The sequence below is a fragment of the Aureimonas phyllosphaerae genome (assembly GCF_900113065.1).
GTDB classification, from domain to species: Bacteria; Pseudomonadota; Alphaproteobacteria; order Rhizobiales; family Rhizobiaceae; genus Aureimonas; species Aureimonas phyllosphaerae.
In genome coordinates, this window is sequence record NZ_FOOA01000004.1 from 1 (window position 1) to 19,493 (window position 19,493).

Here is a 19,493-nt window from a genome sequence, read left to right on the forward strand (position 1 = left end):
ATCCTGAGCCTGCGGCCCGACATCCTGAAGATCGATGCCAGCCTGACGAACAACATTCATGTCTGCCCGAGCCGGGCGGCACTTCTCGCAGGGCTCGTGCAGTTCGCCCGCACGTTCGACACCAGGATCGTCGCCGAAGGGATCGAGGTCGCGCCGCAGCTGGATCGCCTGCGTGAGCTCGGCGTCGACTATGGGCAGGGGTACCTTCTCGGCCGACCGCTGCTGCTCAAACGGGCTCGGTGAAGCCCGCAACGGGAGCGGTCGCGTGCCCCAGCGCTTCGCCGGAGCCGACAGACGACACGCTCGGAACGCCCATTCGTTTGAGCGGTCAGACCCCGCCGAAGAACCGGGTGAAGAACAGCACCAGCAACCCGGCGACGCCGATACCGATGACCACATACAGAGCTGCCATGATCCCCGTGGCCGACTTCCTCGAACTCATCGCTCGACTCTCCTGGTTTCGTTGATCGCTGCGGATGTCGTGATGATGGGGTCGCTACGGGTGGAAGCCTATCCGACGACCATGCATCATCGCGATCCGTCGCACCCCGCTCGTTCAAGACCCCATACGCCAAATCGGACACCCATGCCGTGCGACACGTTAGCCGCGACCGATTGCGGGGGAGACCCGCGGGATGTCCGGATCCAACAAGGGAAAACCGCCGCTGTGGGAGCGACTGCGACCACCGGTTCTGGTCACAACCCGATCGCCTGAGGTGAGGATGCCGACACCTGCGAGCCGCCATCGCCGACCATCCGCCGCGTCCGAAAGTTCACGATGTCGGCAGGCGATCCTTCAGCCTGCGTTGCATCCCTCGTTTCCGGAACTGCCGCCGAAGCTCGGCGCCTGATCTGGAAACCGCTCAGTGAGCGCCATCGGCCTCCTCAACCATGAGGTCCGTCGAGGCCCGATTTCGATAACGGGCACTAAAGGACGGGGAAGGTCCGCCTGAAAGACGCGTTATCGTCACCCTCTTTTAGATTTCAATCGACTTCTATCAGCCTAGATATGGTTCCAGAAGATCGCTCATCGGAGCTCGACCATGTCTGTGCATCATGCCTATTCCCGCCGCGTCGTCGTCACCGGCATGGGGATCGTCTCGCCTTTGGGCGTCGGGATCGAGCCCGTCTGGAGCCGCCTCGTCGGGGGTCGTTCCAGCATCCGCCGGCTTCCCGACGATCTGGTGCCGGACGTCGCCGCGAAGGTCAGGGGCGTGGTTCCCACGCGCGAGGAGGACCCGGAAGCCGGGTTCGACATCGACGGGGTCGTGTCCGTCAAGGACCAGCGCAAGCTCGGTCGCTTCATCGCCTTCGCTCTTGCGGCCAGCGACGAAGCCCTCGCGCAGGCGGGCTTCACCCCGTCGACCGAGGCGGAGCGTGAGCGCGCGGCGACCGTGATCGCCACCGGGATCGGCGGTTTCCCCGAGATCGCCGGCGCCGTTCGCACGACCGACGAGCGCGGAACGAAGCGGCTTTCCCCGTTCGTCATCCCCTCGTTCCTTGCCAATCTCGCGTCGGGTTGGGTTTCGATCCGCCACGGGCTGAAGGGGCCGCCGGGATCGCCGGTCACGGCCTGCGCGGCAGGCGTTCAGGCGATCGGCGATGCCGCACGGATGATCCGGGCGGGAGAGGTCGATGTCGCGGTCTGCGGCGGCGCCGAGGCGTGCATCGACCGGGTGAGTCTTGGAGGGTTCGCGGCGGCTCGGGCCCTTTCGACAGCGCACTATGAGGATCCGGCGCTTGCCTCGCGGCCGTTCGATGCCGCCCGCGACGGCTTCGTGATGGGGGAAGGCGCCGGGATCCTGGTGATCGAGGCGCTCGACCACGCGATCGCCCGTGGTGCGGTGCCGATCGCGGAACTCGTCGGCTATGGCACGAGCGCCGACGCGTACCACCTCACGGCGGGGCCAGAGGACGGCAGCGGCGCCCGGCGTGCGATGGCGACGGCGCTCCGTCAGGCCGGTCTTGATCCGACGGGGATCGACCACATCAACGCACATGCGACGTCGACCCCCGTGGGCGACCAGGGAGAGCTCGCCGCCATCCGCGCGCTCTTCGGCGAGGTTCGACCGATCATCACGTCCACGAAGTCGGCGACAGGTCATCTTCTGGGCGCGGCCGGCGGGATCGAGGCCGTGTTCTCGGTCCTCGCCCGGCGCGACGGCATCGTTCCCCCGACCCTCAATCTCCTCGACCCCGATCCCTTGGCGTCGGGCATGGACATCGTCGCGGGCACCGCACGCCGTTCATCGCTCCGAACGGTTCTCTCGAACGGGTTCGGCTTCGGCGGCGTGAACGCGAGCCTCGTGTTCCAGCGGATGGAATGATCTATCGACGCGGCGAACTGCCGGGCGCGGCCTGCGCCCGGCGGCGAAAGCGGCGCGACTAGGACGATCGCCAATCCGCCCGGACCGTGACCGCCGCCATCGCAAGTCCGTAGACGACGATCCCGGCGGCGATGGCCGCGAACACGATCGAGGAGGTGCCGCCCATGCGCAGGACCAGAAACGCGCCACCGAGGGCGATCGCGGTGCGCAGAACCGTAACCGCCAGAGGCCCGGCCAGGCGTCCAGCCCCCTGCCCGGCGAAGTAGAGGCCCATCCCGAGGCCGAAGAAGCCGAAGGCCGGTCCGACGATCGCGAGATAGTGCGATCCGGTCGCGATCATCTCGGGATCCGATCCGAAGAGCCCAAGCCACTGCGACGGGAACGCGGCGCCGAGAAGCCCGACGATTTCCGCCGCCGCGAAGGCCATCGCCGCACCCGTGAAGGAGATCCGCTTGGCCCGCTCGATCCGGCCCGCCCCGACATTCGTGCCGACGAGAGGCACGAGCGGAGCGCCGAAGCCGAAGGTGAGCGGGATGAGGAGGTATTCGAGGCGTGCCGCCGTCCCGTAGCCTGCCAGCGCTCCCTCGCCAGCCAGGCGTCCGACGATCGACGTGATGACGATGAAGATGACGTTGGTCTGGATCGCCGTCAGCGATGACAGGGCGCCGACCCGGAGGATGTCGGCGAACAGCCGCCACTCCAGCCGGCCGGCTCGAAGGGAGAGGAGGCTGCGTCCCGAGAGGATGTGCCAGGCGAGATAGGCGCAGCCTACGGCGTTGAAGACGACGATGGCGAGGCCGCCTCCCGCAACGCCCATCGCCGGCACCGGGCCGTAGCCATAGATGAGCAGCGGCGAAAGCGGCACGATCAGGAGGACACCGAGCCCCGCGATCGCGGCCGGCACGCGCATGTCGCCGGTCCCTCGAAGCGCGCTCGCCAGGGCGTTCATCACCCAGAGGAGGACGTTGCCGGCGAAGATGATGTTGGAATAGGTGACCGCCGCGTCCAGCGCGCCGCCTCGCGCGCCCAGCATCGCATAGAACGGGCGCCCAAAGGCAAGCGCCAGGATCGAGAAGGCCAGCCCGATGCCGCCGAGGAGCACCGTCCCGTGAAAGAGGACGCGATCGCCGTCGGTGCGCCGTCCGGCCCCGAGTGCACGCGCGACCGCCGAGGAGATGCCGCCCCCCATCGAACCGATCGAGAGCATCTGCATCAGCATGAAGACCGGGAAGACGAGCGCCATGCCGGCCAAGGCATCGGGCCCGAGCCGCCCGACCCAGTAGGTCTCCACAAGGCCCGTCGACGCCTGGAGCAGCATCACGGCAAGGTTCGGCCAGGCGAGCCGGAGGATCAGCGGCACGACGGGATCCGACAGAAGCGAATGCGTGCGCCCATCCATCTGCGGTGGTGATGGCGAAGCGAGTCCGGCTGAAGCGGCGGCATCGGTCATGCGGCATTCCTCGCTGCGCGGCGAAACGGGAGGGTGGAGAAGCAATCGAAGCGCCGGCAGGCCGTGCTCCCTGAAGAAGTCAGCCGACGGCGGCCCCGTCTGTCGGCCGGGGGTTGTCGAGGACGAGGCACGTCTCGGTGCCGTGAGCGATCAGGCGTCCCTCGGCGTCGTAGAGACGTCCCTCGCCAGTCGCCATGCGTCGGCCCGAGAAGAGCGCCGACGCCTCGCACCGCACATCCACCTCGCCCGGCAGCAGCGCCCGGACGTAGTTGATGGACAGGGAGGTCGTCGTGTAGCTCTGCCCGGCCTTGAGGGTCGAATGGACGGCACAGGCCATCGCGGTATCGAGGATCGTCGCGATCCAGCCACCATGAACCGTTCCCAACGGGTTCAGGAACGCCGCCTTCGGCCGTCCTGCAAAGACGATCCGCCCCGCCGAGACGCTGACCGGCGTGATGTCCATCGTCGCCCCGAAGGGCGGCAGGGGCAGCCGCCCGTCCAGCATCCGTTCGAGGACTTCGAGCCCGGACAGCGCCGCGATCTCGCCTCGCGGCAAGGGAGCGGGCTCCTTCGAGCGGTCGTTGCCGGCATCGTGTTGATGGTCTGTCATGGCTACTCCCCTCCTTCGACCCGAGGTCATCGATCCGGTCCTGCCGTCACTCCGCCGGCACCGGGCTTGATCCGTCCGGGTGATCGTCCCGCAACGCGGTCGGCGCTGCCGTTCCTTCCTTCGTCTTCGGCGCCTTGATGCGGAACCAGGTCGCGTACAGGGCGGGCAGGAAGAGGAGGATGAGGACCGTGCCGCCAGCGGTGCCGCCGATCAGCGTGTAGGCCATCGAGCCCCAGAAGACCGAGTGCGTCAGCGGGATGAAGGCGAGCACGGCGGCGAGCGCCGTCAGGATCACGGGGCGCGTGCGCTGGACGGTCGCCTCGATGACCGCGTGGTAGTCGTCGAGCCCTTCCGCCTTGTTCTCGCGGATCTGCTCGATCAGGATCAGCGTGTTGCGCATCAGGATGCCGGCGAGGCCGATCATGCCGAGGATGGCGTTGAAGCCGAACGGCTGGTCGAAGGCGAGGAGGATCGGCACGGCGCCGACGAGGCCGAGCGGCGCCGTCAGAACGGTCATGAAGGTCGCCGAGAACGAGCGCACCTGGAACATGATCACGATCAACGTCAGGACGATCATGATCGGAAAGACCTTGGCGAGCGCCGCGTTGGCCTTCAGCGACTCGTCGATGTTGCCGCCCATCTCGATGCGGTGGCCCGCGGGAAGCGAGGCGATCAGCGGCTGGAGCGCGGCGAGCACGGCGGTCGAGACCTCCGGCGGCTGTGCCGTTTCGGCGATGTCGGACCGGACCGTGATCGTCGGCGTGCGGTCGCGGCGTTTGATGATCGGGTCCTCCATGCGGATCTCGGTGCGCCCGATCTGGTCGAGCGGGATGAGCCGGCCGTCACGGCTCGTCAGCGAGAAGTCTTTGAGGCGCGTCGGGTCGAGACGCTCCTCGCCGGCGCTCCTGGCCACGATGTCGACGGTTCGGATGTCCTCGCGCACCTGCGTCACCGTGATCCCGGAGAGCAGGAACTGGAGCTGCTGGGCGGCTTCGGTCGGCGACAGGCCGATGAGCTTCAGGCGGTCCTGATCGAGCACGAAGCGAAGGGTCGGCGAGCGGCTGCCCCAGTCGCGGTTGGCCTGGCGCACGCCCTCGACGCCGCGCATGACCGACAACGCCTCGCTCGAGATGCGCACGAGTTCGCCCGCGTCCGGTCCCATGACGCGGAACTCGACGGGGAACGGCGTATAGGGACCGAAGACGAGCTGCGTCACACGGACATAGGCTTCCGGCGCCAGCCCCTCGGCGATCGCCTCGCGCATGCGGTGCTTCAGCACCTCGCGCGTCTCGGCATCCTTCGTCAGGATGACCATCTTGGCGAAGGACGGGTCGGGCATCTCCGGCGACATGGCGAGGAAGAAGCGCGGCGCACCCTGACCGATGTAGCTCGACACGAGCTCGGCCTCGGGCTGCTTGTCCAGCCAGGCCTCGAGCTTCGCGACGGTCCGGGTGGTCGCCTCGATGCTGGAGCCCTCGGGCAGGCGCACCTCGACCAGCACCTCCGGGCGATCGGAAGACGGGAAGAACTGCTGCTTCACCCCGCCCATGCCGACCACGGCGGCGCCGAAGGCGAGGACGACGAAGGCGCAGGTCAGGAACTTGTGGCGCACGGCGGCGGTGATGACAGCGCGCAGGCGCCGATAGTTCGGCGTGTCGTAGATCGCGTGCACGCCGCCGGGTACGGGCTTGATCTCGGGCAGGAGCTTGACGCCGAGATAGGGGGTGAAGGTGACCGCCACGACCCAGGAGGCGATCAGCGAGAAGCCGACGATCCAGAAGATGTTGCCGGCATACTCGCCCGCGGTCGACTGGGCGAAGCCGACGGGCATCAGGCCGATCACCGTGACGAGCGTTCCCGACAGCATCGGCGCGGCGGTGTGGCTCCAGGCGACCGCGGCGGCCGACACGCGGTCCATGCCCTCCTCCATCTTCACCACCATGACCTCGATGGCGATGATAGCGTCGTCGACGAGGAGGCCGAGCGACAGGATCAGGGCGCCAAGCGTGATGCGGTCGAAGAACCGCCCGGTGTCCAGCATGATCAGGAAGACGACCGCCAGCGTCAGCGGCACGGCGAGCGCCACGATGATGCCGGCGCGCCAGCCGAGCGCAATCAGGCTGACCAAGAGCACGACCCCGAGCGCCATGACGAACTTGACCATGAACTCGTTGATCGAGCCGGAGATGTTGACGGCCTGATCGGTGACCTTGGTGAGGCTCAGCCCAAGCGGCAGGCGGGCGCCGATCTCGGCGGTCTTGGCCTCCAGCGCCTTGCCGAGGTCGAGCCCGTTCCAGGCATCCTGCATGACGACGCCAAGCATCAGCGCGGGCTCGCCTTCGGTGCGGATCCGGAAGGTCGCGGGATCCTCGTAGCCGCGGCGGACCTCGGCGATGTCGGACAGTCGCAGCGTCCGCCCCGCCGCCACGATCGGCGTGTCGGCGATCTTCTGGACATCGTCGTAGGCGCCGTCGAGACGCAGGAACACCTGCGGCCCCGCGGTGTCGATCGAGCCGGCCGGGGCGACGGTGTTCTGGCGCTGGAGCGCCAGGAACACGTCCTGCGCCGAGATGCCGAGGGTTGCGAGCTTGGCATAGGAGAACTCGACGAAGATGCGCTGCGGGCGCTCGCCGATGATGTTGACCTTCTTCACGCCCGGAACGTCGAGAATCTCCTGGCGCATCGCTTCCGCCTCGCGCACCAGGACACGCATCGGCATGCCCCTGGCCTTCAGCGCGTAGAGGCCGAACGTGACGTCGGAGAACTCGTCGTTGACGAAGGGGCCGAAGGCGCCGCTCGGCAGGTTGCGTGCCTCGTCGCCGAGCTTCTTGCGGGCCTGGTAGAACTCCTCCTGCACGGCGGCGGGCGGCGTGTCGTCCTTAAGGGTCAGCGTCAGGAACGCGACGCCCGGCCGGGCGATGGTCTCGACGCGATCGTAGTAGCGCAGCTCCTGGAGCCGCTTCTCCAGGGGCTCGGCGACGAGATCCTGCATCTCCTGCGCGGTCGCGCCCGGCCAGGCGACCGTCGTGATCAGCGTCTTGACCGTGAAGGCCGGATCCTCGGCACGGCCGAGATTGAGGAAGGCGAAGGCGCCGGCAAGGGCCGTGATGATGATGAGGAAGAGCGTCACCGACCGGTGGCGCACGGCGAGGGCGGAGAGGTTGAGGCTCATGGCTCAGAACCCCTTGGCGGCGAGGAGCCGGATCGCGGCGCCTTCGTGGAGGAGATGGGCGCCGAGCGCCGCGACGGGTGTTCCGGGCTCGAGCCCGGAGACGGTCGCGGTCTCCTCGCCAAGCTCGAGGATCGTGACAGGCCGCAGGTTCACCTTCGACGATGCGCGGTCCACGACCCACACGCCCGTCGTCCCGTTCTCGTCGAGGATCGCGCCGATCGGCACCTCGGCGGAACGCGCGGCGACCGGATCCTTGATCCAGACCGTGACCGTCGAGCCGATCGGGGCGGCGGCGGCGTCGCCCCCGAGAACGAAGCGTGCCTCGTAGGTTCGCGTCTGCACGTCGGCCGCGCTCGAGAGCTGGCGCAGGACCGCCGGCCAGCGCCGGTCGCCGAGCCCGTAGATGCTGGCCTCGGCGGCGGCGCCGATCCCGGGACGCACGGTCTCCGGCAGGGAGACAGTCGCCTCGCGCTGTCCGTCATGGGCAAGACGCACCACCGCCTGGCCCGCCGAGACGACTTGACCGGGTTCGCCGAGGGTCTCGACGACCGAGCCGTCCGCGTCCGCGACGAGCACGGCGTAATCGGCCTCGTTGCGCGCGACATCGGCCTCGGCCTCGGCGGCCGAGAGCTGTCCCTCCGCCGTGTCCAGTGTCGCCTTCGCCTGCTCGTATCGCTGGCGAGGCGCTTGTCCGAGCCGCAGGAGCGAAGCGTAGCGGGCCTCGTCCGCCCGTGCCTGAACCGCCAGCGCCCGCGCGGCGTCGACCGCCTTCAGCTTGGCCGTCAACGCTAGGCGAAGGTCGCGGTCGTCGACCCGCATCAACGGCTGGCCGGCCTTCACTTCCTCGCCCGCGTCCACGAGGCGTTCGACGATCTTGCCGGGCACGCGGAAGCCGAGATTGCTCTGGATCCGGGCCGAGACCGATCCCGTGAAGGCGCGCTCGGACGCCCCGATCCGCTTCGCGTCGACGGTCGCGACCATCGGGGGCTCGGACCTCGCGTCGACCACAGCGGGCTTGGTCGCCTCTTCCGTCGAGGCCAGCGATGGATAGACGGTGACGGCGGCCCCCGCGGCAGCCAGCGCGGCGGATCCCAGAACGATGAAGGAAACGAGTCTCATGAGACCACCTCGTTGACGGGACGCTGCCCGAGGCCTTTATAGATTGCGTGCAACTTCTATATGCCGTATAGCTGTCGAACGCAATCTATAAATGGAGAGCTCATGCGCGTTTCCCGCACCCAGGCCGAGGCGAACCGCGAGCGGGTCATCGACGTCGCCAGCCGCCTGTTCCGCCGTTACGGCTTCGACGGCATCGGCTTGAAGGATCTGATGGCAGCGGCCGGCCTGACGCAGGGCGCCTTCTACAAGCAGTTCGCATCGAAGGAGGATCTGGCCGCCCAAGCCACCGTCCGCGGGTATGCGGGCATCCGCGAGCGCTGGCGGCAGTTCGCGTCGCAGGACCCCAGGCGCCCGCTCGCGTCGCTCGTGCGATCCTACCTCTCTCCCGAGCACCGCGACGAACAGGCGGAAGGCTGCGTGATGGCGGCGCTCGGCGCGGATGCCGCGCGCGCGGGACCTGTCGTGCGCGCCGCCATGCAGGACGGGCTGGTCGCCCATATCGACTTCCTGGAGGCCTGCCTGCCGGAGGACGAGCCGGATCGGCGCGAGCGCGCGATGGCGACGGCCGCGTCGATGATCGGCGCGATCGTCCTCGCCCGCAGCGTCAACGACGAGACCCTGTCGAAGGAGATTCTCGATGCCTCGATCCGGGACATCCTGAAGCGCCATGAAAGCACTCCCGGTCCGCACGCCAAGTGACCATGCGAGCTGCCCTGTGTGCTGCCGTGGCGCTCAGCCCCTCCGAGACAGACGGCCGAACCAGCCCCAAGGACGAACGATGAACAGCGCCCCCGACAGAACATCCACGGCCGCTCGGACGGTCTATGCCTCCATGCGCAAGCGCGCCCTCGTCACGGGAGCGTCGAGCGGGCTCGGATTGGAGTTCGCCGATCTCCTGGCCGCGCAGGGTGTCGATCTCGTGCTCGCCGCAAGGCGTCGGGAGCCGATGGAGGAGCTGGCCGCCGATCTGCGTGCGAGGTACGGCGTCGACGTGGTCGTCCTGCCGATCGACCTCGCCGCCCCGGGAGCCGCGGTGCGCCTCAAGGAGACGCTGGACGCTTCCTCGACGCACATCGATATTCTCGTCAACAACGCCGGTTACGGCCTGCATGGCGAGTTCTTGGACACGCCGGTCGAGCGCACCGCCGACATGATCCAGCTCAACGTCACGGCACTGACCGAACTCAGCTACGTCTTCGGTCAGGACATGGCAGCTCGCGGATCGGGAAAGATCCTCCTTGTCGCGAGCCTCCTGGCGTACCAGCCCGTCCCCGGCTTTGCCGCCTACGCCGCGACGAAGTCCTACGTGTTGTCCTTCGGGGAAGCGCTCCACGACGAGCTGCGCGAGCGCGGCGTCGTCGTCACCACGCTGTGCCCGGGACACACGGAAACCGGCTTCGACGCGGCGGCCGATGCGCCCGTCTCGCCGATGCTGCGTCGGATGACGATGAAGCCGCGGCCCGTCGCCGAGGCCGGGCTCGATGCCCTGTCGCGAGGCAAGGCATCGGTGATCGCCGGGTTCATGAACAAGCTCGTAGCCTTCTCCAACCGCCTGACCCCGCGCGCCAGCCAACGCGCGTCCATGAGGAAAGTCCTCGGACCCTGACGGTCGACATGTTTCGTCGACGCCTTCCGCACCGCGATGACGTCGCAGCCAAGCGAGGCGATGAGGCCGGACTTGGCAGTGCGGAGCCAGGGATCAAGATCGGCCTCGGCCTTGCCCTGGACGATGGACCGGAAGCGGTCGATCAGGGTTCGCGCTTCGCCGAGCGATCACGTGCATTCCTCGATCGCGGAGATCGTGAGGGTCCCGGCTCCGGTCCGGTGGATGCGCTTCAGCGTCATCAGGCGGGCGATAGTACGGGCGGACGGTGGTCTGCGAAGCACGGCGCACGTCATGCGTTGCGACCGGCGCCGGCGCGTCACCTCGTCTCGAACGACGCGCTCTGAACCACCAGAGCCGGAGGCTCGAAGGCGCCGCCTGGGTTCTGCGCCGTCGCGGCAGGCCGGCTCCCGCTACGCGTCGAGAAACACCAAGGGCGAATCGAAAGAGCCGTGGCGGGTGCGGAACAGGTCCGTGCGCTGGTCCCGCACGAACCGGCGGATGACCTTGCGGCTGCGACCCGTTCGGCGGACGATCTTCCTGATCGACGCCCCGTTGGCCGTCACCTCCGTAACGATGGCGTTCGCTTCCTCGCAGCGAAGGTGACCTTCGAACTGAAGGCGCTCGGCGCATGTCGGGGCTGAGGGTCCACCGGGCCCGCCGCCGATCGCACTCGTGCCGAGATGGTGACGGTCAGGACGCCATCGATGAGCTTCTCATGGTCGACGGCCCACCCGGCTAGAACGACAGACGAGGGCGAGAGGGGACATGGCATGGCAGCGCGCCTCGAAGGACACCGCCATTCCCGCCGACAAACGCCACCGAAAATCAGTCAGACCCAAACTCGCACGCCGAATGACCGACAGAGCTTGCGATCATCGGCCAGCATGAATCCTCGGCCGGCTGGACTGTCGGGATCAACCGCTCGTCATGGCCGGGGCATCGTGGTAGCTCCTGTACCACCGGACAAAGCTCGACAGGCCGTCTCGAAGATCGGTCGATGGAACGAAACCGACAGCCTCACGCAGGCGGGTCGTATCGGCAAAGGTGACCGTCATTTCCCCGGGTTGGCGTTGCCGGTGGGTGATGGCGGCTTTTCTGCCGAGGAGCGTCTCGAGGGTCGCGACGAAATCGCCCAACGCGACCGGATGCGTGTTTCCGATGTTGTAGATGCGGTGCCCGGCACTTGCGGCGGTCTGCGGGTCACCGGCGCTCCTGTTGACCAGGCGCGTCACGGCCTCCACGGCGTCATCGATATAGGTAAAATCGCGTCGCATGACGTCAGCGTCGTAGAGCGTGATCGGCCGTCCCGCCAAAATCTCGCGGGTGAAACTGTAATACGCCATGTCGGGGCGCCCCCATGGGCCATACAGCGTGAAGAAGCGCAGGCCCGTACAGGCGATGCCCTCCAGCGCCGAGAAGGCTTCCGCCATGAGTTCGTTCGAACGCTTCGTGGCCGCGTAGAACGAGGCCGGTCGATCGGCACGGTCGTCCTCGCGGAACGGGATCGACGAATCGGCTCCATAGACCGAGCTCGATGAAGCATAGACGATGTGGCGGGGACGGACGTAGCGGCAGGCGTCCAGCATCGACACGAAGCCGTCGAGGTTGGGCCGCGCGTAGGCCCACAGGTCGCCGCTCGGATTGCGAACGCCCGCCCGAGCCGCGAGGTGAACGACGGCATCGGGGCGAAACGTCTCCATGATCCCAAGTAGGCGCGCCCCATCGGCGACGTCCGCCTCCTTGAATCGAAACGCCTCGTGGTCGGACACCCGCTTCAGCCGGGCACGTTTCAGACTGGGATTGTAGTAGGGATCGAGATTGTCGATGCCCAGAACGTCCATCCCCTGCCGCAGGAGACGAAGCGACAGGTGGTGCCCGACGAAGCCGGCAGCTCCAGTGATCAGAACGCGTTGAATGCGGAGCCCCCAGTCTGTCGCCCGGCAGCCGGGATCCCGAACATCCGCCCTGTGCGGTTGTCCCGTGCCCCCCGGTTTCGATCGACGGACGTACTCCCAACAGGCTCGCGAGAAAAGCGCCGGCTGCAACCGACCCGTCGTTCCCTGCCGCCCGCCCCGACCGCATGGGGCTGAGAGAGCCTGATGATGCCGCGCCGCGTGATCAGGCGGAATTACGATTTTCCCAATCGCGCGGTGCTGTCGTATAACGGGGCCCCGCAGACCATCGGTCTCGCGTCGGAGGCCTGGAAATCTTTGATGTCGATCTCACCCCTCAGGGCGCACCAACCCGCATCCAGCAGCGGGCCCCGGATCCTGATCTACAGTCACGATACGTTCGGTCTCGGACACATCCGTCGCTGCCGCGCCATCGCGAATCGGCTGGCGACAAGTTTTCACGACCCCTCGATCGTCATCATCTCCGGTTCGCCCGTGATCGGCAGCTTCGAGTTCGGGGATGGTATCGACTATGTTCGGGTGCCCGGCGTGGTGAAGCTGCCGGACGGCACCTATTCCACATCCAGCCTCTCGCTGGATCTGGAGGAGACGGTGCGGATCCGGGAGGCCATCATCATGGCGACGGCTCGCGGACTGCGGCCCGACATCCTGATCGTCGACAAGGAGCCGACCGGGTTTCGCGACGAACTCGTCCAGACGCTGCAATTCCTGAAGGAGGCTGGCACCCGCATCGTTCTCGGTCTGCGCGATGTTCTCGACGAGCCTGCCGTGATCGTGCCGGAGTGGCAGAGGAAAGGGGCGCTCGCGGCGCTGGAACGCTTCTATGACGAGATCTGGGTCTATGGCTTGCCGCAGATCCATGCGCCGCTGGAGGCGTTCGATCTCTCGCCCGCCGCAGTCAGGCGCATCGTCTATACCGGCTATATCCCACGCGAACTGCCGCCGAGACCCCAGCCCGCACGCTACCCGAAGCTGACGCGCGAACCGTTCGTTCTCGTGACGACGGGAGGAGGCGGCGACGGCGAGGAACTGATCGACTGGGTGATTTCGGCCTACGAGGCCGACCCGTCGATCCCGTTGGGAGCGCTGGTCGTCTTCGGCCCATTCATCCCCCGAGCGCGCCGCATGGCGTTCATCGAACGGATCGCCGGCCTGCCTCGGATGGACGCCATCACCTTCGACACCAAGATCGAGCATCTGATGCATCGTTCCGAGGGCGTGATCGCGATGGGTGGCTACAACACCTTCTGCGAGATCCTGTCCTTCGACAAGCGCGCATTGATCGTCCCCCGCCGCACGCCACGGCTGGAACAGACGATCCGCGCCGAGCGAGCAGCGGAACTCGGCCTCGTGTCCATGCTGGACGGCGCCATGCTGGAGCCCGGTGCGCGCCGCGATCCCGCCATGATGGGTCTGGCGATCCGCGCACTCGCGGAGCAGCCGCTGCCGTCGAAGAGTTTTCCGAAGGGGCTCCTGGATGGGCTGGATCGGATCGAGGCCGCCACGCATGCTCTGATGACGCAGACGCGCATCGCCGCGCCGCGCGACGCGGTGTTTGCCTGACGATGCTGGTTCGAACGCCGCCCGGCCGGAGACCGGAACAAGGCCTGCGCCTTCCCGTCGTGGTGAAAGGGTATCCTCGCCTTTCCGAGACCTTCATCGCGCAGGAGCTCTTGGCTCTCGAGGACGCGGGCTTCCTGATCGAGATCTGGTCGCTTCGACGCCCGACCGACGGCGCGCAGCACGAGTTGCACCGAAGGATCCGCGCACCGGTCCACTATCTTCCCGAATATCTCTACCAGGCGCCGAAGCGCGTGCTGGCGGGACTGGCCCATGCACGTCGGCTGACGGGATGGCGTCCATTCCTTCGCGCCGCCTGGCAGGATCTGAAGCGCGATCCGACACCCAATCGCATGCGCCGCCTGGGACAGGCGATGGTACTGGCGCGAGAGCTCGATCCGGCTCTCGCTCATCTCTACGTCCATTTCCTCCACACACCCGGCTCCGTCGCGCGCTATGCTGCGCTGCTGCGCGGAGGAAGCTGGAGCTTCTCGGCCCATGCCAAGGACATCTGGACGACGCCGGAATGGGAACGGCGCGAGAAGATCGAAGCCAGCCGCTGGGGCGTGACGTGCACGAGACAGGGTTTCGACGAGCTCGTCCGGCTATCGCCGCCGTACGACCGCGGCCGCGTTCGCCTTGCTTATCACGGCCTCGACCTGTCTCGATTTCCCCCGCCACCTGAGACCCGCTCGCCTCGCGACGGGCGTTCGGCGGCCGATCCCGTCCGCATCGTCACCGTGGGGCGCATGGTGGCCAAGAAGGGATTTTCCGACCTTCTCGATGCGCTCGCGGCCCTGCCGAACGAGCTGCATTGGCGGCTCGTCCACATCGGCTCGGGCGAACTGAAGGACGCGTTGAAGACCCAGGCGGCGCGTCTCGGGCTCGACGACCGCATCGAATGGAAGGGCTCGCAGCCGCAGGATGCCGTCGTCTCGGTCTTGCGCGCGTCGGACCTGTTCGTGCTGCCATGCCGAGAGGGGGACGGCGGCGACCGGGACGGGCTGCCGAACGTCCTGATGGAAGCCGCGTCCCAGAAGCTCGCGATCGTCTCGACGGACTTCGCCGGCGTGCCGGAGTTCGTCACCGACGGACGAAACGGCCGCCTCGTCCCACCGGCGGACCCCGATGCCCTGTCGAAGGTCGTCGCCGATCTGATCGGCGATCCCGGCATGCGGCAGGCGCTGGGTGCGGCAGCCTACAGGGTTCTCGTCGAGCAGTTCACGCTCGAAGGCGGGATCGCAACGTTGAAGCAGCTTCTTCGAGAAAGCCTGGCGGAGCGCGAGCCTACGCCTTGACGACCCGAGAAAGGTCGAGTTGCCGCTTGGCGAAGACATTGCGCGTGTCGACGCCCAGCCGCATGTGTGCCGCAACCAGCGCATAATCGACGTCGTCGTGGTCCGTCGCGACCAGCACGGCGTCGAAGTCCGCGATCGCCTGAGCGGTCAGCGCGATGGAGCGGCGTCCCGCAAGCTCGCGATGCTCGCGCGTCGGACCGATCTCGGGAACATGCGGGTCGTGATAGCTGGTGTGCGCGCCCCGGTCCTCGAGCAGCTCGATGAGCCGGAACGAGGCGCTCTCGCGCGTGTCCTCGACGTTGCGCTTGTAGGCCACGCCGAGCACGAGAATCCGGGAGCCGTTCAGGCCTCGCCCGAACCGGCGGTCTAGCGCTTCCGCCATACGGTCCACGACATGGCGCGGCATCGCGGTGTTGATCTCACCGGCAAGTTCGATGAAGCGCGTCGGAACCTCGAACTCGCGCGCCTTCCACGCGAGATAGAAGGGATCGATCGGGATGCAGTGGCCGCCGAGGCCCGGGCCCGGCTGGAACGGCATGAAGCCGAAGGGCTTGGTCGATGCCGCGGCGATGACGTCCCAGACATCGATCCCCATCGCGTCGTAGACGACCTTCAATTCGTTGACGAGAGCGATGTTGACCGAACGGAAGATGTTCTCGGTCAGCTTGACCGCTTCCGCAACGGCGGGGCTCGATACGGGCACGGTCGAGGTCATCGCCGCCGCATAGAGCGCGTCGGCGAGCCGCGATGCATGCGCCCCGTCGCCGCCGACGATCTTGGGAATGTCCCGCGTGCCGAAATCGCGATTGCCGGGGTCTTCACGCTCCGGCGAGAAGGCGAGGAAGAACCCGTCGCCCGAGCGTGCGCCCGCCTCCTCGAGGATGGGCTTCACGATCTCCTCCGTGGTGCCCGGCCATGTCGTGGACTCAAGGACGACGAGCTGGCCGGGTCGAAGGGTGCGGGCGATCTGGCGGCTGGCGCGCTCGACGAAGGAAAGGTCCGGCTCGCGCTGACGCGTCAGCGGGGTGGGCACGCAGATCAGGATGGCGTCCGCTTCGCCGAGCCGCTCGAAATCCGCGCTCGCCTCGAAGCGATCCTCGGCGAGGGCCGCCCGGATCGCGTCCGCCGGGATGTGCCGAATACCGCTTTCGCCACGGTTGAGAAGCGCGACACGGCGTTCGTCGATGTCGAAGCCGAGCACCGGGAAGCCCGCGCGACACAAGGTCAGCGCGAGCGGCAGCCCGACATAGCCGAGCCCGATGATCGCAACGCGTGCCTTGCGGTCGGCGATCAATCGCGCGAGCTTCGTTGCCAGTGGGTTCTCGGCTTCGGTCAAACGGCAGCCTCCTCGTTGTCTGGCGTCGTCGCCATGAGCGCGTCCGTGTCCATCCACACCGCGCCGGGATGGACCGCCAGCCGTTGAAGAAGGCGTTCGACGAAATGCCAGATTCGCCGGTCGTGCGCGAGGTGATGGGTGAGGATGCCGATCGGCTCGTCGCGGTCGAGATCACGGACGAGCTTTTCCAGAATGTCCGCTTCGTCCGCGAGGCCGCGGCCGTGTCGCCAGGCGATGGGGTCGCAATGCGTGTTGACCACCGCGAGCCCATTCCTTCCGGCGGCCTTGCGCGGTCCGAATGTCGAGAGACCGCGATAACCGCTCGCCCGGAGATGCGGGACGAGCTCGTCGTCGATACGGTTCCAAGGCGGTGCCAGGAGCGGCCGCACGCGCGGCCCGAACAACGCTCGCAGGCTGCCGAGCCCTTCCCGGAGCCCCTCCAGAATTTCGCCGGCCGGCCGGTATCCGAGTTCGCAGCTCTTCCGGCCCGGCGGCGCATTGTTGGCATGCCGGATGCCGTGAACGATCACCGCAAGATGGTCGGGTTCCCGGCTTAACCGGGTCGCCAACCGGTCGCTCGCAAGGCGTGGGCTGACGGCGAGCGCCAGCGGCAGGTTCAGCCGGACTCGCACCTCCAGCAGACGATCCAGCGCGTCGCACGGCTCGGCCGCGTCGTCGTCGCGCCACCAGAGCCGCGCCGGGCGCCCCTCTCGTGCAAGCGCGTCGAGGCGCTCGTCCAATGCGCCCCAGGCGGCCGCGTTGCGCCGCGCCCGCATGCCGGCGTCCTCGATCGCGGCCACGCTGCCCTCGACGCCACGCGTGACGATGTGGGGCGCCGTGTCGAGCGACAGGGTTCGCGCCTCCTCGACGGCCTTCAGGAGTGTCGTGGGCGAGAGTTCGCTGGCCGGAAGCAGCACGGCGAGACCGGACGCCGCCAGTCTTGTCGCGCGCAGGCTCTGCTCGCGCTCGCCCCCGTCCTCGAACGGCACCAGCACCGCGGGAGTACGGGCGGCGGCGATGTCGAGTGCTGTGTTGTAACCGCTCTGGCTGATGGAAACGGCGGAGCGCGCGAGAAACTCGCGAAAGTCGCGACGCGCCCGTTCCACCACGAGCCGGGGATGGGCACCCGCCGCAAGCGCTTCGAACGCCGCATCGGGCACGCCGTGGCCGACGAGGACCCGCCAGATCGCATCTCGGGCATCGAGACGCGATGCAGCAACAGCCGCCTCGAACAGGGGAAGCCCGGCAACCCCGCCGCCGCCGGATACGACGACGTCCCGTGTGCGCGGCTGCGTCCGCTCGACCGGAGCGCCCTCGGCGACATAGCCCGTATAGATCAGGCGGGCGCGCAGCCTGTCGCCGACAGGCCAGGACGCCTCGAGCGGAACCGCCGCCGGATCGCCGTGCACGAGCACGCCATCATAGCGCTCGGCGACGATCGTCTCCGCCTGATCGACCTTTTCGGGACGCGCGGGCGGATTGAGGATGTCTCGCACCGAGGCAAGGAGGACCGGTCGATCGGGGCGCGCCCAGACCGCCTCGACCAGCGCCTCGAACTCGCCGCGCAGCGAGCGCCGGCCAAACGGATAGGTTTCCGTGACGACGACATCGGGCCGCATGCGATCGAAGGTGTCGAGCAGCGCCTCGCGGCGGGCCGCCATCCCCGTCTCGTCGAGAACCGCGCCGTCATCGGTCCAGAGCGTGCGGAAGTCGGCATTTCGGCAATGAACCGGAAGAAGCTGGACGACGTCGAGGCCTTGCATGTCGAGATGGGGGACCGGCCGTCCGCCGGCGGCAAGGCAGACGTCATGGCCGGCGTCCGCCAGCCCCCGGCCGAGCAACGTCGCGCGCGCGAGATGCCCGATCCCGAGAAGATGGGTGACGACGATCAGGATGCGCACGACGACGGCCTTTCCCGCAGAAGCGGATGCAGGGTCGATGCGAGGCGCTGGACCGCCGACGCGAAACTGTGCCGGCCGGCGGCGTGCGCGCGGGCTCCCTTTCCCAGCCGGCGCAGATACGCGCGGTCGCGCCCGAGTTGCATGAGGCGGTCCGCAAGGCCCACCACGTCGCCGGCATCGGCGAGAAGACCGGAAACGCCGTCCTCCACCACCTCGCCCACTCCGCCATAACGCATTGCCACCGCCGGGCGACCGTGGGCGGCCGCCTCGAGGTAGGACATGCCGAACGCCTCGTTGAACCCCGGCCAGACCAGCGCATCGGCGCGACGGTAGGCGGTCGCGAGCTGGCTCGGATCACCGGCGAGGCCGTGGAAGCGGACACGCCTGGCGATCGGTGCGAAGGCGGCCTCGACCTCGTCTCGCGCCTCGCCATCGCCGTGGATGTCCAGCGACCAGTCGATCTCGACGAGCGCCAACGCCTGCGCGAGGAGCCGGTAGGATTGCAGCTTGTCGGGCGCGCGCATCATCGCGGCCGCCACCAGTCGCAGAGGTCCCGCCTCCGGTATGGGCGCGATGTTCTCGTCCGTCACGTCGGCCACGAAGGGAGGCAGGTGGATGAGCCCGGCTTCGCTGCCGCGGAGCGTCGCCAATCCGGCGAGGTCCCGCCGGTTCAGGACGAGATGGAGGTCGGCCGTTCTCGACGCTCTCGCCGCCGCCTCGTGAAAGGAAGCGAAGGGTCCATCCCGCCGCTTCTCGGCGTGCGAGGCTTCCGCCAGCACGTACGGGATGCCGAGCGAGCGGGAGACGACCGGCCCGAGGAGGTCGGGCGCCTTATAGTAGCTGTGATAGGTGAACCAGAGGCTCGGGCGTTGCCCTGGCGGCAGACCTCCCATGGTCGCGGCCAGTCGACGGGCCTCCAGGCACGCCTGTTCGAGGAGCGCCGGCTGCCGACTGCCGTCACGCGAGAACGCGCGGAACGAGCTCGCCAGTTGCGGTGCGAAGCCGGCCTGGCGCACGGCCGAGAACAGCAGGCGAGCGAGGGTTCTGTCCCCCGAGGGAACAGGGTCGTCCGGCGACTTCAGGGGAGCGTAGAAGAGCAGCGGTGGGCGGGCCGACATCTGGTCGATTGGCATGGCCCGTTCGCCGAGACAGTTGAGCCCCAGCCCTAGCGCACGCGGCATGCCCCGGCAAGCGGGCGGCG

General features: G+C 67.9%; 14 protein-coding genes. 6 read left to right on the top strand and 8 right to left on the bottom strand.

Annotated features, from left to right (window positions below; all coding sequences use genetic code 11):
• The coding region (locus tag BM175_RS07175; RefSeq protein ID WP_175526786.1) for an EAL domain-containing protein at positions 1-243 on the top strand (243 nt) is incomplete at its 5' end.
• A gap of 800 nt (positions 244-1,043) precedes the next feature.
• The gene (fabF, locus tag BM175_RS07180) at positions 1,044-2,327 is read left to right on the top strand and encodes a beta-ketoacyl-ACP synthase II (protein ID WP_090961339.1); all 1,284 of its coding nucleotides are present in this window, start codon (positions 1,044-1,046) and stop codon (positions 2,325-2,327) included.
• Positions 2,328-2,385: 58 nt separating this feature from the next.
• Here fabF and BM175_RS07185 read toward each other — a convergent pair whose 3' ends face one another.
• The 4 genes from BM175_RS07185 to BM175_RS07200 form a co-directional block, all read right to left on the bottom strand.
• The gene (locus BM175_RS07185; protein ID WP_090961343.1) at positions 2,386-3,777 is read right to left on the bottom strand and encodes an MATE family efflux transporter; all 1,392 of its coding nucleotides are present in this window, start codon (positions 3,775-3,777) and stop codon (positions 2,386-2,388) included.
• Positions 3,778-3,856: 79 nt separating this feature from the next.
• On the bottom strand, positions 3,857-4,387 hold the full coding sequence (locus tag BM175_RS07190) for a PaaI family thioesterase (RefSeq protein WP_090961345.1): 531 nt from the start codon (positions 4,385-4,387) through the stop codon (positions 3,857-3,859).
• Positions 4,388-4,433: 46 nt separating this feature from the next.
• Positions 4,434-7,559, bottom strand: coding sequence for an efflux RND transporter permease subunit (locus BM175_RS07195; protein ID WP_090961348.1), 3,126 nt, complete (start codon positions 7,557-7,559; stop codon positions 4,434-4,436).
• Between the two features lie 3 nt (positions 7,560-7,562).
• Complete coding sequence (locus BM175_RS07200) at positions 7,563-8,678, bottom strand: efflux RND transporter periplasmic adaptor subunit (RefSeq protein ID WP_090961351.1); 1,116 nt, start codon at positions 8,676-8,678, stop codon at positions 7,563-7,565.
• Positions 8,679-8,780: 102 nt separating this feature from the next.
• Between BM175_RS07200 and BM175_RS07205 the strand changes: the two genes are divergently transcribed.
• Together BM175_RS07205 and BM175_RS07210 are read left to right on the top strand one after the other, a co-directional pair.
• A complete protein-coding gene (locus BM175_RS07205) occupies positions 8,781-9,377 on the top strand; it encodes a TetR/AcrR family transcriptional regulator (protein ID WP_090961354.1) in 597 nt (198 codons plus the stop codon).
• 79 nt (positions 9,378-9,456) lie between these two features.
• Complete coding sequence (locus BM175_RS07210) at positions 9,457-10,284, top strand: SDR family NAD(P)-dependent oxidoreductase (RefSeq protein WP_090961356.1); 828 nt, start codon at positions 9,457-9,459, stop codon at positions 10,282-10,284.
• Between the two features lie 914 nt (positions 10,285-11,198).
• Here BM175_RS07210 and BM175_RS07220 read toward each other — a convergent pair.
• Positions 11,199-12,200, bottom strand: coding sequence for an NAD-dependent epimerase/dehydratase family protein (locus BM175_RS07220; protein ID WP_090961865.1), 1,002 nt, complete (start codon positions 12,198-12,200; stop codon positions 11,199-11,201).
• A 297-nt stretch (positions 12,201-12,497) separates the two neighbouring features.
• Here BM175_RS07220 and BM175_RS07225 point away from each other — a divergent pair, with 297 nt between their 5' ends.
• Together BM175_RS07225 and BM175_RS07230 are read left to right on the top strand one after the other, a co-directional pair.
• Entirely contained in the window at positions 12,498-13,760 is a 1,263-nt protein-coding gene (locus BM175_RS07225) for a glycosyltransferase family protein (RefSeq protein WP_090961867.1), read from the top strand.
• Positions 13,761-13,762: 2 nt separating this feature from the next.
• Entirely contained in the window at positions 13,763-15,055 is a 1,293-nt protein-coding gene (locus BM175_RS07230) for a glycosyltransferase family 4 protein (RefSeq protein WP_090961362.1), read from the top strand.
• Here BM175_RS07230 and BM175_RS07235 read toward each other — a convergent pair.
• The 3 genes from BM175_RS07235 to BM175_RS07245 are packed head-to-tail and all read right to left on the bottom strand — an operon-like array spanning position 15,045 to position 19,425.
• Positions 15,045-16,391, bottom strand: a complete 1,347-nt coding sequence (locus BM175_RS07235) for a nucleotide sugar dehydrogenase (RefSeq protein ID WP_090961364.1) — start codon at positions 16,389-16,391, stop codon at positions 15,045-15,047. The two genes, BM175_RS07230 and BM175_RS07235, sit on opposite strands and share 11 nt — an antisense overlap.
• Positions 16,388-18,292: a glycosyltransferase gene (locus BM175_RS07240; protein ID WP_090961367.1), complete on the bottom strand. Its 1,905-nt coding sequence runs from the start codon at positions 18,290-18,292 to the stop codon at positions 16,388-16,390. The genes BM175_RS07235 and BM175_RS07240 overlap by 4 nt, the downstream gene beginning before the upstream one ends.
• Positions 18,280-19,425: a glycosyltransferase family 4 protein gene (locus tag BM175_RS07245; protein ID WP_175526787.1), complete on the bottom strand. Its 1,146-nt coding sequence runs from the start codon at positions 19,423-19,425 to the stop codon at positions 18,280-18,282. The genes BM175_RS07240 and BM175_RS07245 overlap by 13 nt, the downstream gene beginning before the upstream one ends.
• Between the last annotated feature and the right edge of the window lie 68 nt (positions 19,426-19,493).

Bases quoted from the DNA above. Each gene is read 5' to 3' on its own strand.
- fabF (WP_090961339.1), top strand. From the start codon at position 1,044: ATGTCTGTGCATCATGCCTATTCCCGCCGCGTCGTCGTCACCGGCATG.
- BM175_RS07185 (WP_090961343.1), bottom strand. From the start codon at position 3,777: ATGACCGATGCCGCCGCTTCAGCCGGACTCGCTTCGCCATCACCACCG.
- BM175_RS07190 (WP_090961345.1), bottom strand. From the start codon at position 4,387: ATGACAGACCATCAACACGATGCCGGCAACGACCGCTCGAAGGAGCCC.
- BM175_RS07195 (WP_090961348.1), bottom strand. From the start codon at position 7,559: ATGAGCCTCAACCTCTCCGCCCTCGCCGTGCGCCACCGGTCGGTGACG.
- BM175_RS07200 (WP_090961351.1), bottom strand. From the start codon at position 8,678: ATGAGACTCGTTTCCTTCATCGTTCTGGGATCCGCCGCGCTGGCTGCC.
- BM175_RS07205 (WP_090961354.1), top strand. From the start codon at position 8,781: ATGCGCGTTTCCCGCACCCAGGCCGAGGCGAACCGCGAGCGGGTCATC.
- BM175_RS07210 (WP_090961356.1), top strand. From the start codon at position 9,457: ATGAACAGCGCCCCCGACAGAACATCCACGGCCGCTCGGACGGTCTAT.
- BM175_RS07225 (WP_090961867.1), top strand. From the start codon at position 12,498: ATGTCGATCTCACCCCTCAGGGCGCACCAACCCGCATCCAGCAGCGGG.
- BM175_RS07230 (WP_090961362.1), top strand. From the start codon at position 13,763: ATGCTGGTTCGAACGCCGCCCGGCCGGAGACCGGAACAAGGCCTGCGC.
- BM175_RS07245 (WP_175526787.1), bottom strand. From the start codon at position 19,425: ATGCCAATCGACCAGATGTCGGCCCGCCCACCGCTGCTCTTCTACGCT.